Consider the following 16356-nt stretch of genomic DNA (forward strand, 5'->3'; position numbering starts at 1 on the left):
TCTCCGGGCTACAAGGCATCGAGGCGGAAGCGTTGATGGACTTCGCCGCGGAAGCGCCGCACGATGCCCAGCGCGGCGTGCAGCGTGTCGCGCTCCAGGGTGCCGAGCTCGGACTGGAGCACGCGATTGCCCGGCACCTGCCCGGCCTCTTTCTGGCGCAGCTGGCAGCCGAGCCTGAGCGTCATCAGGAAATGCAGCGCATCGAGCACGTCGCGCGCAAGGTCCGGGTCGATCTGCTGGCGCTCGACCAAAAGGCGCAGCCGCTCCTGCGTGGCGTTCACGCGCAGGCGCTGCTGCAACGCGAGCGCCCTGACGCCGTGCACGATGGGGAAGATGCCGAGCTTCTTCAGGTCCAGCGCTTCGTCGTGGCGCGCCATGAGCCGGTGCCACCAGTTCGGATGCGGATCGAAGAGGTCGATCGCGCTGGCGAAGCGCGCGAAGAAGACATCGGTCCGATCGAGAATCCGGTCGAGATGATCGCGCGCCTGGGTGAGCAGCTCGGCATCGCCGGCGACCGCCAGGCCGTCGAGGAAGATGGCCAGGTGCATCGGTCCTTCGGGCTGCGTGCCGTAGACCCAGTCGTGCAGCGTCGCCTTGAAGGCGGCCAACGGCTGCCGCCAGAGCGGATTGTCGATCATGATGCGGCCGGGGCAGGGCGGATAGCCCAGCTCGGCCAGGCCGACGCTGAACTGCGCGGCGATGGTCTCGAGGCCCGGGCATTCGTAGCCGTCGCGCAGAATCAAGGCATTGTCCTGGTCGGTCTTCAGGATCTGTTCGCCGCGGCCTTCGCTGCCCATGACGGCCAGGCAGCTGTTGGCCACCAGCTGCGGCGGTGCCACCATCGACCACAGCCGCGCGAAAACACGCGCGTTGAGCTCGCAGACGAGCTTCGAGATGCGCTCGATCTTCAGGCCGCCGGCGTGCAGCGCCGCCACCATCGCATCGATGCGCGCGGCCGAGGCCGCCAGGTCGGCGACACGGGCGGCCTCGTCGATCTGCCGCGCGATGGCCTGCGGGTCGTCGCCGGCGAAGCTTGCGAGGCCGAGGGGACACAGTCCCGGCATGGTCCCGTCCTCGCAGCGCCGCATGGTGGCCAATCCTCAGTGGCCGCTGGCGCCGGCGGCTCCGATGCCGGTCTCCGAGCGCACCTGTTGCGCCAGGAATCCTTGCTTGTCGATGTCGGCGCGCTTGCTGCTGTCCAGCAGCGAGAAAATCCAGATGCCGAGGAAGCCGATGGTCATCGAGAACAGGCAGGGCGAGGCATAGGGGAAGAGCGCCGAGCCCTTCGGGTAGCCCAGCGTCGCCTCCCACACGGACGGCGAAACCACCGTCAGCGCCACCGACGAGATCAGCCCGAGGAAGCCGCCGATCACCGCGCCGCGCGTGGTGCAGCCCTTCCAAAGCACCGACATGAACAGCACCGGGAAGTTCGCCGACGCCGCGATGGCGAAGGCCAGCGACACCATGAAAGCGATGTTCTGCTTCTCGAACACGATGCCGAGCAGCACTGCCAGCGCGCCGAGCGCGACCGTGGTGATGCGCGTGACGCGCAACTCCGAGGCACTGTCGGCCTTGCCCTTCTTGACGACGGTCGCATACAGGTCGTGCGAGACCGCCGAGGCGCCCGACAGCGTGAGGCCCGCCACGACGGCGAGGATGGTCGCGAAGGCCACCGCCGAGATGAAGCCCAGGAACACGTTGCCGCCCACTGCGTTGGCCAGATGGATCGCCGCCATGTTGCCGCCGCCGATCAGCCCGCCCTTGGCGTCGACGAACTGCGCGTTCGTGAGCACGAAGGTGATGGCGCCGAAGCCGATGATGAAGGTCAGCAGGTAGAAGTAGCCGATCCAGCCGGTGGCCCACATCACCGACTTGCGCGCCTCCTTGGCGCTCGGCACCGTGAAGAAGCGCATCAGGATGTGCGGCAGGCCGGCAGTGCCGAACATCAGCGCCATGCCGAAGGAGATGGCCGAGATCGGGTCCTTGACGAAGTTGCCGGGGCCCATGATCGACTGGCCGATGGCCGCCGCCGCCTCCGCGGTCTTGCCGTCCTTCAGCGCGAGGTCGGTCTTGATCTTCACGGCCCCGGCGAACATCGCCTCGGGACTGAAGCCGAAGTGCCACAGCACCGACAGCGCCATGAAGCTGGCGCCACCCAGCAGCAGGCAGGCCTTGATGATCTGGACCCAGGTGGTGGCGGTCATGCCGCCGAAGAGCACGTAGACCATCATCAGCGAGCCGACGATGACCACCGCGATCCAGTACTCCAGGCCGAACAGCAGCTTGATCAGCTGGCCCGCCCCCACCATCTGGGCGATCAGGTAGAAGGCCACCACGACCAGCGTGCCGGACGCCGCGAAGATGCGCACCGGCGACTGCTTGAAGCGGAACGCCGCCACGTCGGCGAAAGTGAACTTGCCCAGGTTGCGCAGCCGCTCGGCCATCAGGAAGGTGATGACCGGCCAGCCCACCAGGAAGCCGATGGAGTAGATCAGGCCGTCGTAGCCCGCGGCCATCACGGCCGCCGAGATGCCCAGGAAGGAGGCCGCCGACATGTAGTCGCCCGCGATCGCCAGACCGTTCTGGAAGCCGGTGATGCCGCCGCCGGCGGTGTAGAAGTCGGCCGCCGACTTGGTCTTCGCTGCCGCCCACTTGGTGATGTACAGCGTGCCGAGGACGAACATCCCGAACATGCCGATGGCGGTCCAGTTGGTCGCCTGCTTCTGGGCCTGGCCCAGATCGGCGCCCGCCGCCCAGGCCGCCGCGCACGCGGCGAACAGGCTGGCAAGCACGAGTGTCCGGCGTGCGGTGAGGGACAGGATGTTCATTTGAGTGTTCCTTTCGCCACCGCCTCGGACAGCGTGTCGAACTCGGCGTTGGCGCGCTTCACGTAGTAGCTGGTGATCGCGATGGTGAAGAGGATCACGCCGAAGCCGATCGGGATGCCCAGCGTCATCACGCCGTCGCCCAGCCGTTGCGCGAGGAAAGGCTTGTTGAAAGCCACCAGCATGATGAAGCCGTAGTACACCACCAGCATCAGCAGGGTCAGGATCCAGCCGAAGCGCGTACGTCTGGCCTTGAGCGCCTGGTATTGAGGATGGCTGGCGATGCGCCGAACCAGATCGTCGTCCATGGGGTCTCCTTCAGGAATGGGGGAATTGCGCCGCCATTGGAATCTGAGGCGCGCCACACGCCCTTGCGCTAGCGCAAGGTCTGTGAATGTCATGTCGACCTTCCACGCAGTTCACCTGGGAGGTTTCAGGCCGGCAGCGCCCGGAACCTTGCTCTGGCGCAAGGTCCGTTTCCGCCGCAACAAGGACACTCGGCCATGGATCAAGGTTCACGCGGCGACCTCGCAAGGCGGCACACGCTGCTTGACGACATTCAAGGGTGCGGGACCGCGATCCTGTTGGTCGGCCTGGGATTGGGCATGCTTCAAAGCGCCAACCTCTTGACCGGCGGGATGCCGGGGTTGGCCTTCCTGACGAGCTATGCCACCGGCTGGACGCTCGGCTGGGCATTGACTCTCGTGAATCTGCCATTCATGGCATTCGCGTGGCGCGCATTCGGACCGCGGTTCACCGGCAAGACCGGCCTCGTGATCGCAGGCTTGTCCCTCGGCGTCGAAGGAATAGGCAGGGCGCTCACCGTGCATCCGGCACATCCACTGTTCGCGGCCGTCGCCGGCGGCTTGCTGATCGGCGTCGGCTTGCTCATCCTGTTCCGCCATGGCGCCAGCTCGGGTGGATTCGGCGTGGTGGCCTTGTTCCTGCAGCGGCAGCGAGGATGGCGCGCTGGAACGGTGCAGTTGGCATGCGACGCCGTGGTCGTCGCGGCGGCATTCGCGCTCGTCGAACCGAGCCGGGTCATCTATTCGATCGTGTCGGCAGTGATGGTGAACCTGGTGCTGGTCTGGAACCATCGACCGGATGCCCAATCCTTGAGCCATGTCAAAACAGCGTTCGTCGCGCGTCGATAGCCTTGAGTCATCATCATCAAAAGGAGACCACATGGCTGCCTTGGATCGTTCAGAAGCACTTTCGCTCGGCTTGCCTTTCATGGATCACGATCGCGAGAAGTTCATCGGCCTCCTCACAAGTGTCGACAACGCCGACAACGCGCGATTGCCGTCAGCCTGGCAGGATCTGGTCCTTTGCGCCGCCGAGAACTTTGCGCGCGAGGACGTCTGGATGCGGGCGACCGGCCATGTATCGCAAAAGGACCATGAGATCCAGCATCGCGTGGTGCTGGGGGTGATGCGCGAAGGTGCGTTGCAGGCCGGGGAAGGAAAGCTGCTGCAGGTGCGTGAGATGGCGCGTCAACTCAGGGGCTGGTATGAAAAGCACGTTCAGACCATGGATGCGGCCCTCGCCCTCCATCTGCGCGGCGCCAGATTCAAACCCGCGAACACCGAGCTTCGGGCGAAGCCTTCGCCTCCCGTGTGGTCCGCGCTGCGTGAAGCGGTGCAGCACGCTTCCTCGGATTGAGCCTCGCATCGATGTTCGACGTCGATGATGGTCGGCAGGTTCAACCGGGCTTGCCGTCCAGGCGGGGCCGCGTTAGCACGGGCCAATAGCGCACCGCATACAGGCCGAAGCCCGACGTCCAGAAGGCGGCGGAAACAAGCACCGCAACGATCGTTTGCGACGGTGCGAGGAGCGGCAACAGAATCCGCACCACTGCCGCGAGCAGGACCAGCAGGAAGCAGGCGGTGTCGAACTGATCGGCGCGCAGGACCCGGGCCGTGTGGCCTCGTGCGGTCCTGACCATCATCCCGATGATGAGTCCTCCCGCGGCCCCCACGGTCAGCGCGTGAGTTGCCAGCGAGGGTGACACCCAGCCCTGCGAGGCCAGTACCCGCAACGCGAGATGAACGGGGATCCAGGCATAGGCCAGGTGCAGCACCAGAACGAGTGTGTTGTCCAGCGTCTTCCACGGCCGCCACAGCAGCCACCGCACCAGATGCGCGAGCGCCGCAAAGAGGGCGACAGCGGCCGCGACGATCGGCGGCAGGCCCGACACGCCCACCAGCAACAGGGCGAGCACGGAGCCGAGCGCGGCCCGTTCCACCAGGGGCTGGCGCGTCGCGTTGGCGCCGGACACGCCGTTGTTGGTGAACATCGGAATGACCCGGCCGCCCATGACCGCCATGATGAACAGCAGGATATCCAGCGCCAGCTGGATGCCGATCCATGCCGGCGCCGAGATCACGCCGAGCGCCGAAAGATGGAACGCCAGCGCCGCCCCCGACAGCAGCAGCAGCAACCCGACGAAGAAGTAGTTGCGGCGATTGCGAGCGCTCATGAGCGGAATGGCCAGGGCCAGCGCGCTGGCCAGCGGAAACGCGGCGTTGACGAGCGCGGCTGTCCAGGCAAAAGGCGTGAGCACGAGGATGCGCCCTGCCACCCAGAGTGCCGCCAGGGCCGCCAGCGGCAGGCCCGCAGGCGTCGGCCGGCCGGACCAGTTGCGCCCTGCGGTGAAGAGGAAGCCGACGATCACGGCGAGCATGAAGCCGAACAGCATCTCGTGTGCATGCCACAGCGGGCCCTGGAGATAGGCCAGCGGCAGCCAGCCGGCGAACTGCACCGCCCACAGCCCGATGGACAGGGCTGCGAAGGCGCTGGCCAGCAGGTAGAACGGCCGGAAGCCGAGCTGCCACAAGGCGAGGCGGGGCTGAGGGCCCGCAGGTGATTGCGTTGGCTTGATCGCGGTGAAGGGGGCCATTACCTGGACTTTCCGGCGCCGCCGGCGCCATGTTGAATACGCCACGCCACGGCCGCGCCGGCCACGGTGGCGGCAAAGAAGCCGATGGTTGCCGCGTTGAAGGTGGCGCCGGCCGCCCGCAGCGCTTCGTCGAAGGTTCCGAGCGCGAGCCGCACGAGGAGCGACAGATGGAGGGCGGCCAGCGGCAGATAGAAGTAGGCGCCGAATCGCAGCTTGACCCGCGCGATCGCCGGCAGCACCACGGGCGCGTGACCCATCATCATGCTGAGGACGAAGCCGAGTCCCAACGCGTGCAACGCCGCATCCCGGGAGTCCCAGCCGAGTGCCATCGCGACCCACGCCACGCCGGCAACCCCGAGCCAGACGTAGCCGCCAAGCAGGCAGACGGCCATGTAGCGGGTGAGGCCGTGCGCGAACACCGTGCGTCGCGCGACATCGAAGCTCGCCAGCCACGCCGCCAACAGCACGAGTGCCGTGCCATAGGCCAGCCCGCCGGCGCGCGGCGCCACGCCCGACCATGCAGCACCTGCCAGCAGCAGCGCCAGCACCGCATGGAGCCCGATGTTGGCTGCCGGGCGTCGTCGCATGAGCCGCGTCATCTCCAGGCGCTCGGCGGCGATGGTCATGATCAGGAAGGCGAACCACCAAGGCAGAACCGCATGGCTGCCCTGGCCCAACGCGAACAGGAGGCTGCCTGCCACCCAGGCGGCCGCGCCCGCCAGCAGCACGAGGGTGTGCGCGGCCGGCTGGCGCCGCACGACCGCCGCGTTGACCGCAAGGAAGAGCAGCGCCGCTGCCACGCCGAGCCATGCGCCGAGGGCGTGCTGCCCGAGTGCCAGGCACAGTGCGCCCGAGCCCGCAGCGAGCGGGGCGAGGAAAGCCGCCCGGTGCTTGACCGCCACGGCGCGTTCGATGCCGATCACCGTTCCCAGGAAGCCGCAGATCATCAAGGCCGCATGCGCGAGGAGCACCTGGCCCGTGCGGGTGAAAGACGACGGGTCCGGCACTGCCACGCCGAGGCGCCAGAGTCCGCCCGCGACGCCGCCCGCCAAGGACAGGCCCACCAGGGCGCCAAACAGCACGCGCGCGACGTTCCGAGTTCGAGGTGCCGGTGCCCGTCGGCGGCCTGCGGCGATGGAGCGTTCGGCGTTCACCATCCCATGAATCGCTTGGCGCCCCGGCTCATGAGGTCCGGCGTCCAGGGCGGTTCCCACACCAGCTCGGTACAGATCTTGAAGTGCTCGGGCAACACCTTGTTCAACTCGAGCTCCGCGTCCTCGATGATGAGATCGGCCACGGGACAGGCGGCCGACGTCATCGTGATGCGCACGTGCACCGTGTCGCCGGCCACAGTGACGCCGTAGACCAGACCGACATCGACGATGTTGAGCGAGACTTCCGGGTCGACCACACGCGACAGCGCTGTCGTCACCGGTTGCCTCAGGGCTTCGGGCCCTTCGTAAGGGAAGCTCATGCAGCCCTCTTCTCAGTGGGGCGGGGGCGCGCTGCTCTGTCGACGAAGAAGATGGCCGAAAGCGCCTCCCGATTGCTGACGAGATCCGCCAGCGTGTAGCGGCGCAAGACCGCATGGAACGCCGCAACGGCCTCGTCCAGCACCCCGCGCAGACGGCACAGCCCGGTGATCCGGCATTCGCCGCCGCCTTCGCCGAAACACTCGACGATCGTGCCGGCCTCCGTGTGGCGCACGACGTCGCCGATATTGATCGACTCGGGCGCCTTGGCGAGCGACAAGCCGCCGCCCTTGCCGCGAACGTTGGCGAGCCACCCGTGTCTGCCCAGGAAATGGACCACCTTGGTCAGATGATGCGCCGACACCCCGAAGGAAGTTGCGATCTCCGCGATGGTGGCGCGCCGCTGCGGCTGCGCGGCGAGGTAGATCAGCACGCGCAGGCTGTAGTCGGTGAAGGCTGTGAGCTTCATGGCGGCGCCAGCCAGTCGTGTCAACGTGGGGCTGTGCGGCCCGCCTGAACGGCCAAGCCCCTGCGGCCCTTCGGGCCCGGCAAGGTCGCCGATGCGGGTTGCGACACCGGACGGCGCAGCAGACGCATCGCATACCCGGCCAGGAGCGCCGCACCCAGAGCGAAGACGATGTCGCCCGGTACGCGCATCCAGACCAGGATTTCCATCACGCTGGAATGCACGACCTCGGCAGAGCGGGCGAACCACAGCCCCTGCGTGACGCTGGCCCAGGCCTGGTAGATGCCGGCCGGCAAAAGCGACAGGAACACCATCATGGCAAGCCCGATGTTGAGGCTCCAGAACGCATGCTTGAGCAGGCCGTCGGCGTGCAGATGGCGCTCGTACAAGCCGCGCAGGCAGAAGAGCATGAGTCCGATGCCCAGCATGCCGTAGACCCCGAAGAGCGCGGCGTGCCCGTGGGCAGGCGTCATGTTGAGGCCTTGCACGTAGTAGAGCGAGGCGGGCGGATTGATGGCGAAGCCGAGCACGCCGGCGCCGATGGTGTTCCAGAAGCCGACGGCCACGAAGCACATGATGGTCCACTTGTAGGCGGCGAGCCAGGGCATGGCCTGCGAACGGCGGTAGGTCTGCAATGCCTCCAGGCCGATCAGGGTGAGCGGCACGACTTCGAGCGCGGAGAACACGGCGCCCACGGCGATCACGGAGGTCGGCGTGCCGGTGAAGTACAGGTGATGCAGGGTGCCCAGGATGCCGCCGAACAGGAACACGATGGTCTCGGCGATGATCGCGCGGTTGGCGCTCTCGGTGCGCACCAGGCCCAGGCGCGTGAAGATGAGCGCGACGACGGCGGTGGCGAACACCTCGAAGAATCCCTCCACCCAGAGGTGCACCAGCCACCAGCGCCAGTACTCGATCATCGAGTAGTGGGTGTGCTGTCCCCAGGTGAGCGAGGTGGCGTAGAAGCCGCCGATGCAGGTGGCCGACAGGAACACCATCGCGATCAGGCCTCGCGATGCCGAAGGCTTGGTCAATGCCGGCCACAGCGCGCGACCGAGCAGGAAGACCCAGAACAGAAGGCCCACGAACAGCAGGACCTGCCAGACGCGGCCCATGCTGGTGTATTCCAGGCCCTGGTTGCCCAGCCAGAAGCTGAAATCCACGCCGCGGCGCTGCAGGGTGCCGAGCCAGCCGGTCAGCGTCGAGCCGACCACGATGGCGATCAGGGCCCAGAACAGCACATCCACGCCCAGCTTCTGAAGCTTGGGCTCGCGCCCGGACAGCAAGGGGGCGATGTAAAGACCGGTGGCCAGCCATGCGGTGGCGATCCAGAAGATGCCGATCTGCGTGTGCACCGTGCGGCTGACCACGTAGGGCAGCAACTCGGCCAGTGGCAGGCCGAAGAAGGATTGGCCTTCGACGGCATAGTGGGCGGTGACGACCCCCATCGCGATCTGCAGAAGCATCAGTCCGATCACGACGAAGAAGTACTTGCGCGTGGCCTTCATGGAAGGTGTCGCGGCGGCGCCGATCAGCGGGTCGGCCTTGGGCGGCTGGGCTTCCGCTTCGTGCTTCTGACTGCCGTGCAGCCACAGCATGGCCGCGATGGCGGCCAGGAGAAGCACGATGCTGACCATCGACCACACGGCCGCGGAACTGGTCATGGTGTTGCCGACCAGCGGCTCGTGCGGCCAGTTGCTCGTGTAGCTCAATCCCGTCTCGCCCGGCCGATCGGCGGCGGCCGCCCATGCCGACCAGAAGAAGAAGGCCGTCAGCGCCTGGCGGTCGGCGCGATCTGGCAGTGTCCCGGCGGTCATGGCATATTGGTCGCGCAGCTTGGCGACCGATGCATCGTGGCCGAACAGCGCGTCATAGTGGGCTGCCACCTCGCGAATCGCCAGAGCACGTTCCGCGGAAACGGTGATCACGCCGCTTGTGCTGTCGTAGGTGTTGCGCCGCATCTGGTCGACCACCGTGGCGTCGAGCGCACCGCGTTCGGCCGCAGTCAGCGCGGAAGACGCCTTGCGGTAGGCCTGCGCATGGCGCTCCTTGAGCGCAACCGCTTCGCGGTGCAGCCAGTCCGCAGACCAGTCGGGTGCGACGTAGCTGCCGTGGCCCCACACGGAGCCCAGCTGCTGACCGCCGGTCGACAGCCAGACCTGCTGGCCTCGTTGGACCTGCTCGCCGGTGAAGATCACATCGCCGTTGGAAGTCGTGACGGACGTCGGGATCGGGGGGGCCGTCAGGTAGATCTGCATGCCCAGGTAGCCCAGCGCACCGAACGACAGGACGAAGATGAAGGCGAGCCAGCGCCACAGCCTGCTGTTGTTTCTCATGACATTTCCTTGCGTCATCGAGGGATGGCTCGGCGCCTAGGCGCCGCAGCATCCGCCGCAGCAGCCGCTGGCATGACCTTTGAAGGTCGGGACCTTGGTGATCGCGACGCGCCACACCGAGGGGCCTTCCTCGAGGTAGTTCCATGCGAAGCCGTCGGGCCACTGCGCCTGGAACTGTGCGTAGAGCGGCAGCGGATCGTGGTCGTTCACGAGTTCGATCGCCTGGCCGTCGTCGAGAGCGCCGAAGGTCGAGAAGATGTGCGAATGACGAAAGCGTGGTTCCAGGACCCGGACGTCGAGGGTGGAAGAGAAGACTGCAGATTTCACGTGGATTTCCTTGTGGATGCGAATGGCGCAGAAGGTGTATTTCAGATGCATCTATGCTAGGAAAGGGGCTGCTGCGGGATGTTGATCTGCATCAAGGTCCGCATCGAAACCGGCGTCGCTCGCGAACTCACCGAGCCCGGCGCTACGGATACCGCTTCGAGCTGCTCGGGCGTGGGGAGGCAGGCCGCGCGCCGGCCCCCGCCGAGCGCTCGACAACCACGGTTGATGGGCTCTCCGGAACGCCTGGTCTCAGGAGACCGCGCCGCGGCGACGCCGCATCTCGGTGCCCATTGCGTTGCGCGCGCCATCGTCGAGCAGCGCGACGGCGGCCGGGTAGGCGATCTGCTCCTCGGCTTCGATGTGGGCGCCATACAAGCGCGTGAAGGCGTCGATCTCCGATGCATCGGGCGCCGGAACGGCGTGGATGTCGGCGTGCGCCACCCGTTCGAGGATCGCGCGCACCAAGCGCCAGCGCGCCTCCATCTGGAGATGGTCCTGCTGCAGGCGAGCGACGAGCCCGAGCATGGGAGGGTCGCCGCGCTCGATCAGCGCGGGGAACACATGCATCTCCTCGTCGAGATGGTGTTGCGGCGCGGCCATGTCGAAATAGCGCATGACGTCGCGGGCGGCCTGTTGCGCCTGCGGATCGGCACCGTGACGCGCGACATGTGCACGCAAGCGCTCGAGCAGCCCGAGCGTGCGAAGCAGGCGTTCATGGCAGGCAGCCATCATCTCGAAGGGCTGTTCGAACCCGGCGGCCGGCGAGGCGATGAGGGAGGCCAAGCGCGAAGACGAATTCATGGCGCGTGCTTCAGCTCGGAGACGTAGCGCCCGATCTCGGGCCGCGCCGGGCCGGCCTTGTAGGCCACCATCGTGCCCAGGCTGATGAAGCACAGCGGTGCCTCGTGCTCGTCCAGGGCGAACAAGGTGCGCAGTCCGGCCGATTCCAGCGACTTGCCCGAGGTCAACGCCGATTCGTAACCCAGGACCGTCGCGGTCAGCAGCATGTTCTGGATGGCGCATCCGGCCGACAGGATTCTCTCGGCAGCCGGAATGTCTCCGCCCTCGGGGCCCAGTCGCACGATCGCGAGCATCAGGACCGGAGCCTGAAATGCCTTCTCGCGTGCTCTTCCGCGCTCATCCGGCGTGGCCGTGGCATCGCGTTCCTGCAGGGACTGCTCGAAGACCGCGGCCAGGCGCTCCCTTTCACGCGGCGGAACGATGACGAAGCGCCACGGCACCAGCCCGCCATGATCGGGCGCCGCGGCTGCGGCGGCAAGGATCTGATCGAGCTCGGCCCGCTCGGGCCCCGGCGCGCCGAGCCGCTTGGGCAGCACGGTACGGCGTGCATGCAGGAGCCTGGCCAGTTGCCGTCCGGTGATGGGCGGGCTCGCCGGTTCGGCGGTCGATTCGCAATGGTTCGCATCGGCAGACATGTCGAGTTCCCCCGTCGAGATTCATCCACAGCTTCCCAGATGCCCACACTGCGTGCAGTAGTCGCAGCCGTCCTTGCGGATCATTGCGTGGGCACCGCATTCCGGGCACTTGGCGCCGATCGGCGCAGGCGCCACGGCGAGCGCCGGCGTCGAAGGCACCGGTGCAGTGGGCGTTGAGCCGCTGCGCTTGGCGATCAGCATCTGGATCGCGTAGGCGATGGCGCCGACCTCGGAGTCGTGCCACATGGGCACCGCGGTGCCGTCGGCCTTCAGGTGGTTGCCCAGGCGCACGGGACCGCGGTCCCAGGCGACCTTGCGCATGTCGGCAAGCGCCCGGTCGAGAAAGCCGCCCCGCGCGGCCAGAGACAGCAGGCGCATGCTCGCAGTGATCCACTGCTGCGATTCGCCGCTCTGGCCGACGGGCATGAAGAACTCGATGGCCCGCTCGCGTCCGTCCGGCAGAGGCAGGAACGAGACCACCAGGTACAGCGTCTGCCGGCCCTGCTGCGTCCAGTACTCGATCTTCTCGGCGCTCGCGTTCAATGCACCCGTCGGGCGGCTGGCGATCATCGCGCGCATCGGGTCGGCCGCGGCAGGGTCGACGCGCGCGGGCGGCTCTTCCCTGCCGGCCGGGGCGAGTTCCAGCACCGAGCCCAGGATGGTGTTGGGCCGGTAGGTGGCAAGACCTTTCAGCTTGGCTGTCCAGGCGTGCTGGTAGAGCTCCTTGAAGTCCTCGTACGGGTAGTCGGCCGGCACGTTGACGGTCTTGGAGATGGCGGTGTCGACGAAGGGCTGGACCGCTTCCATCATCGCCAGATGGGCCGCAGCGGGCATCGACAGGGCCGAGACGAAGTAGGGCGGCAGCGCCCCGGTGTCGCCTCCCAGGGCGCGGTACAAGCGCCAGGCATGGTCTTCCACCTCGTACTCGGCAACGCTCCCGTCGGCCTCGCGCTTCTTGCGCCGGTAGGTCCAGGAGAACGCCGGCTCGATGCCGTTCGAGGCGTTGTCGGCGAATGCCAGGCTGACGGTGCCGGTCGGCGCAATGGACACCAGGTGGCTGTTGCGAATGCCATGCATGCGGATCTGCTCCTGCAATGCCTGGTCCAGGCGGCTGGCGAAAGTGCCTCGCGCCAGGTAGCGCTCTGCATCGAAAAGAGGAAAGGGGCCCCTCTCGCGCGCCAGCGCCACCGAAGCCGCGTAGGCGGCGTCGCGCAGGCTCCGCGCGATGCGTGCGGCCATGGCCCGGCCCTCCGGCTGGTCATAGCGCAGGCACAGCATGGCCAGCGTGTCGCCCAGGCCCGTGAAGCCCACGCCGATGCGGCGCTTGGCCATCGCTTCGGCGCGCTGCTGGGGCAGCGGCCAGAAGCTGAGGTCCAGCACGTTGTCGAGGGCACGGACCTGCAAGGCGACGCTGTCGTCGAAGCGCTGGAAATCGAAGCGTGCCGCGCCACCGATGCCGAACGGGTGCTCGACGAAGCCCGGCAGGATGATCGGCCCGAGGTCGCAGCAGCCGTAAGGCGGCAACGGCTGCTCGCCGCAGGGATTGGTCGCCTCGATGTGCTCGCAGTAGCGCAGGTTGTTGTCGATGTTGATGGCGTCCGTGAACAGGATGCCCGGTTCGGCGAAGTCGTAGGCCGAACGCATCATCGTGTCCCACAGCTCGCGCGCCGGCAGACGCCGGTAGACCCACTTGCCGTCCAGGGCCTGCGTCGCGCCTCGCGCGATCTGTTCGGCCCCCGGCCTGGCGCTGTGCACCAGCGCCCAATGCTCGTCGGCCGCCAGCGCGCGCATGAACGGGTCGGTGACAGCGACGGACACGTTGAAGTTGTTCCAGCGTCCCGGGGCGCGCTTGGCGGTGATGAACTCCAGCACGTCCGGGTGGTCGATGCGCAGCACGCCCATCTGCGCACCGCGGCGCGCGCCAGCGCTCTCGACCGTCGCGCAGGACCGGTCGAACACGTCGATGTAGCTGCACGGGCCGGAGGCCAGCGAGGCGGTAGCGCGCACCTGCGCACCGCGCGGCCGAATCCGCGAGAAGTCATAGCCGACCCCGCCGCCGCGGCGCATGGTTTCCGCGGCTTCGCGCAGGGCTTCATAGATGCCGGCGTAACCGGCTTCGTCCGTGCCCTGAATGCAGTCGCCTATCGGCTGCACGAAGCAATTGAGCAGCGTCGCGTCGAGCCCGGTGCCGGCCGCGCTCATGATGCGTCCGGCCCCGATGGCGCCTGCGCGCAGGTTGGCGAGAAAGCGCGCCTGCCACTGCTCGCGTTCGCCGTCGGCCTCCACCGACGCCAGTGCCCTTGCCACGCGCGCGAAGAGATCCTCGACCTCCTCCTCGCCGGGCCTGAGGTACTTTTCCTGCAGCACGTCGCGGCTGATGGGCTGCACAGGCAGCGAGTCGAACACAGCGTCATCGCGCTTCATGCGACGCTCCTTCTTGTGCTTGTGTGCTGCTTGGTTCGAAGGGGTGCCACGCCAGGCAGGCACTTCCGAATTGGCTGTTGCGCTCCACTAGATGACCCGGGAGAAGCGGGCGCGCTTGCGGTCCGTTTGCAGGTAGCGGTCGAAGACCATGGCCACCGCCCGCACGAAGAACCACCCGGTGTCCGTCACGGTGAGATCGCGGTCGGTCACGTGGACCAGCCCATCCGCCTCCATCTGGCGGAGAGTGCCGAGTTCGGACGCGAAGTACTCGCTGAAGTTGATCAGGTGGGCGATGCCCACCGACTCGAAGTCCACGTACCCCTGGCACATGATGGCCATGATCACTGTGCGGCGCAGCACGTCGTCGCGCGACAGCGCGAGCCCGCGTGCCACCGGCAGGCGTCCCTGGTCGAGGTGGTCGTAGTAGTCCTCCAGGGATTTCGCGTTCTGGCTGTACGTGCTGCCGACCCTTCCGATCGCCGACACACCGAGAGCGACCAGATCGCAGTCCGGCTGCGTGCTGTAGCCCTGGAAGTTGCGGTGCAACCGGCCCTGGCGCTTGGCGACGGCCAGGCTGTCGTCCGGCAACGCGAAGTGGTCCATGCCGATGTAGACGTAGCCGGCAGCCGTGAGCGTGCCGATGGAGCGCGACAGCATCTCGATCTTCGTGGCCGCATAGGGCAACTCGCCGGCGGCGATCCGTCGCTGCGGCTTGAACCTCTCGGGCAGGTGTGCATAGGCATAGAGCGCGATGCGGTCCGGTCGCAGCTCGCAGATCTGCGCAAGCGTCCGGTCGAAGGACGCGACGGTCTGTCGCGGCAGCCCGTAGATCAGGTCGACGTTGACGGACTGAAACTGCAGTGTGCGTGCCGATGCGACGAGATCGAACACCTGCTGCGCGGGCTGAATCCGATGCACCGCCTGCTGAACGGCCGGCTCGAAGTCCTGGACTCCGAAGCTCAGGCGATTGAAGCCGAGTCGGGCCAGGTGCGCGAGGCGGCCGGCATCGACCGTGCGCGGATCGATCTCGATCGAGTATTCGCCATCGGGCGCGAATGAAAAGGCGTTGCGCAACATCCGCATCAGTTCGGTCAGCTCGTCGTCGCTCAGGAAGGTCGGCGTCCCGCCGCCGAGGTGAAGCTGGCTCACCGGCGTGCGCGCGCCCAGTTGCGCCTCTTGCAAGGCGATCTCCTTCTCCAGGTACCGCAGGTACTCGCGCGCACGCGAGGCATGCCGGGTGATGATCTTGTTGCAGGCGCAGTAATAGCACAGCGATGCGCAGAACGGAATGTGGACGTAGAGCGAGATCGGGGCCTTGCTTGCGCTGATGCCCAGCAGCCTTCGCTGGCGCGCAGCGTCACCGTAGTCGGCGGGACCGAAAGCTTCCACGAAGCGATCCGCCGTCGGATAGGAGGTGTAGCGAGGCCCGGACACGTCGAAGCGGGCCAGCATGTCGGCGGAGATCGACGACTGCGTGCTTGCGGGTGCGGGGGCCAGTGCGGCAGGCATGATTTCTTTCCGGTACGCGGTCTGCAGGGCCTCGCGCCCATGCCCGGGGCCGAGCGCAAGGGCGCGCGAGACAAGGCTTGTGGCCATGCCGGACATCAGCGCAGTACGAGCACGGGCACGTCGGACTGTGCAAGCACCTGTGCGGTTTGGCTGCCCAGGAAGGCGCTCGTCAGTCCGGTGCGTCCATGCGTGGCCATCACGATGAGATCGCTGCCGTGCTTGCCGGCTGCGTCGACGATGGAATGCGCGATGCGGCTGGATCTGACGATGGCCGAACTCACCCGGACGCCACATGCCTCGGCGCGCTTTTCGATCGCCTCGAGCATGGTCCTGGCCTGCTCCGCGCGCCGGCCCTCGATGCGGTCCATCTCTTCGGATTCGAACTTGAGAGCCCCATCCATGTGGCTCTTGGCTTGCCGCGGCACCACGGTAAAGGCGGTCAGCTCGGCCTTGTGTTCCGTGGCCAGATCGATGGCCTTGGCGACAGCTTTTTCTGCCAGTTGGGAGCCATCGGTGGCGACAAGAATGCGCTTGAACATGATCGATCTCCTGGTACGTTGAGTGTCGACAGCGTAGTCCGGTGGGCCTTTGGGTACTTGATCTGGATCAATCAAGCATGCCGATCGGGCTTCGAGAATCGGGCAGCCCAACGAAAGACTCAC

Annotated in this window: 16 protein-coding genes; 2 read left to right on the forward strand and 14 right to left on the reverse strand. The window is 67.0% G+C overall.

Annotation, left to right across the window (positions count from 1 at the left end):
* Positions 1-8 precede the first annotated feature (8 nt).
* The 3 genes from AC3A6Y_RS22235 to AC3A6Y_RS22245 are packed head-to-tail and all read right to left on the reverse strand — an operon-like array spanning position 9 to position 3133.
* Positions 9-1064 carry a DUF294 nucleotidyltransferase-like domain-containing protein gene (locus AC3A6Y_RS22235; protein WP_487870388.1) on the reverse strand — a complete coding sequence of 352 codons (1056 nt, stop codon included), beginning with the start codon at positions 1062-1064 and terminating at the stop codon, positions 9-11.
* Positions 1065-1100: 36 nt separating this feature from the next.
* Entirely contained in the window at positions 1101-2828 is a 1728-nt protein-coding gene (locus AC3A6Y_RS22240; RefSeq protein WP_487870389.1) for a cation acetate symporter, read from the reverse strand.
* A complete protein-coding gene (locus tag AC3A6Y_RS22245) occupies positions 2825-3133 on the reverse strand; it encodes a DUF485 domain-containing protein (RefSeq protein WP_487870390.1) in 309 nt (102 codons plus the stop codon). Before AC3A6Y_RS22245 ends, AC3A6Y_RS22240 begins: the two co-directional genes overlap by 4 nt.
* Positions 3134-3328: 195 nt before the next feature.
* Between AC3A6Y_RS22245 and AC3A6Y_RS22250 the strand changes: the two genes are divergently transcribed.
* The gene (locus tag AC3A6Y_RS22250) at positions 3329-3979 is read left to right on the forward strand and encodes a YitT family protein (RefSeq protein WP_487870391.1); all 651 of its coding nucleotides are present in this window, start codon (positions 3329-3331) and stop codon (positions 3977-3979) included.
* A gap of 31 nt (positions 3980-4010) precedes the next feature.
* Positions 4011-4487: a bacteriohemerythrin gene (locus tag AC3A6Y_RS22255; protein ID WP_487870392.1), complete on the forward strand. Its 477-nt coding sequence runs from the start codon at positions 4011-4013 to the stop codon at positions 4485-4487.
* A gap of 40 nt (positions 4488-4527) precedes the next feature.
* On the opposite strand, the gene AC3A6Y_RS22260 is transcribed toward AC3A6Y_RS22255, so the two are convergent.
* From AC3A6Y_RS22260 to AC3A6Y_RS22310, 11 genes are all read right to left on the reverse strand, one after another.
* A complete protein-coding gene (locus AC3A6Y_RS22260) occupies positions 4528-5724 on the reverse strand; it encodes an NnrS family protein (protein ID WP_487870393.1) in 1197 nt (398 codons plus the stop codon).
* Positions 5724-6806, reverse strand: coding sequence for a hypothetical protein (locus tag AC3A6Y_RS22265; protein ID WP_487870394.1), 1083 nt, complete (start codon positions 6804-6806; stop codon positions 5724-5726). The genes AC3A6Y_RS22260 and AC3A6Y_RS22265 overlap by 1 nt, the downstream gene beginning before the upstream one ends.
* 68 nt (positions 6807-6874) lie before the next feature.
* Entirely contained in the window at positions 6875-7198 is a 324-nt protein-coding gene (locus AC3A6Y_RS22270) for a metal-sulfur cluster assembly factor (RefSeq protein ID WP_487870395.1), read from the reverse strand.
* Positions 7195-7665, reverse strand: a complete 471-nt coding sequence (locus AC3A6Y_RS22275; protein WP_487870396.1) for an Rrf2 family transcriptional regulator — start codon at positions 7663-7665, stop codon at positions 7195-7197. Before AC3A6Y_RS22275 ends, AC3A6Y_RS22270 begins: the two co-directional genes overlap by 4 nt.
* Positions 7666-7685: 20 nt before the next feature.
* Complete coding sequence (locus AC3A6Y_RS22280) at positions 7686-9998, reverse strand: nitric-oxide reductase large subunit (protein WP_487870397.1); 2313 nt, start codon at positions 9996-9998, stop codon at positions 7686-7688.
* A 36-nt stretch (positions 9999-10034) separates the two neighbouring features.
* On the reverse strand, positions 10035-10325 hold the full coding sequence (locus AC3A6Y_RS22285) for a DUF2249 domain-containing protein (protein ID WP_487870398.1): 291 nt from the start codon (positions 10323-10325) through the stop codon (positions 10035-10037).
* A 249-nt stretch (positions 10326-10574) separates the two neighbouring features.
* Positions 10575-11126 (reverse strand): hemerythrin domain-containing protein, encoded by a 552-nt coding sequence (locus tag AC3A6Y_RS22290; protein ID WP_487870399.1) that lies wholly within the window; start codon positions 11124-11126, stop codon positions 10575-10577.
* A complete protein-coding gene (locus AC3A6Y_RS22295) occupies positions 11123-11761 on the reverse strand; it encodes a nitroreductase family protein (protein WP_487870400.1) in 639 nt (212 codons plus the stop codon). The genes AC3A6Y_RS22290 and AC3A6Y_RS22295 overlap by 4 nt, the downstream gene beginning before the upstream one ends.
* A gap of 21 nt (positions 11762-11782) precedes the next feature.
* Positions 11783-14185 carry an adenosylcobalamin-dependent ribonucleoside-diphosphate reductase gene (locus AC3A6Y_RS22300; RefSeq protein ID WP_487870401.1) on the reverse strand — a complete coding sequence of 801 codons (2403 nt, stop codon included), beginning with the start codon at positions 14183-14185 and terminating at the stop codon, positions 11783-11785.
* A gap of 87 nt (positions 14186-14272) precedes the next feature.
* Positions 14273-15694: an oxygen-independent coproporphyrinogen III oxidase gene (gene hemN, locus AC3A6Y_RS22305; protein WP_487870521.1), complete on the reverse strand. Its 1422-nt coding sequence runs from the start codon at positions 15692-15694 to the stop codon at positions 14273-14275.
* A 95-nt stretch (positions 15695-15789) separates the two neighbouring features.
* Positions 15790-16308 (reverse strand): universal stress protein, encoded by a 519-nt coding sequence (locus tag AC3A6Y_RS22310; protein WP_487870402.1) that lies wholly within the window; start codon positions 16306-16308, stop codon positions 15790-15792.
* Between the last annotated feature and the right edge of the window lie 48 nt (positions 16309-16356).

The organism is Variovorax sp. Soil_C_17 (assembly GCF_057657265.1).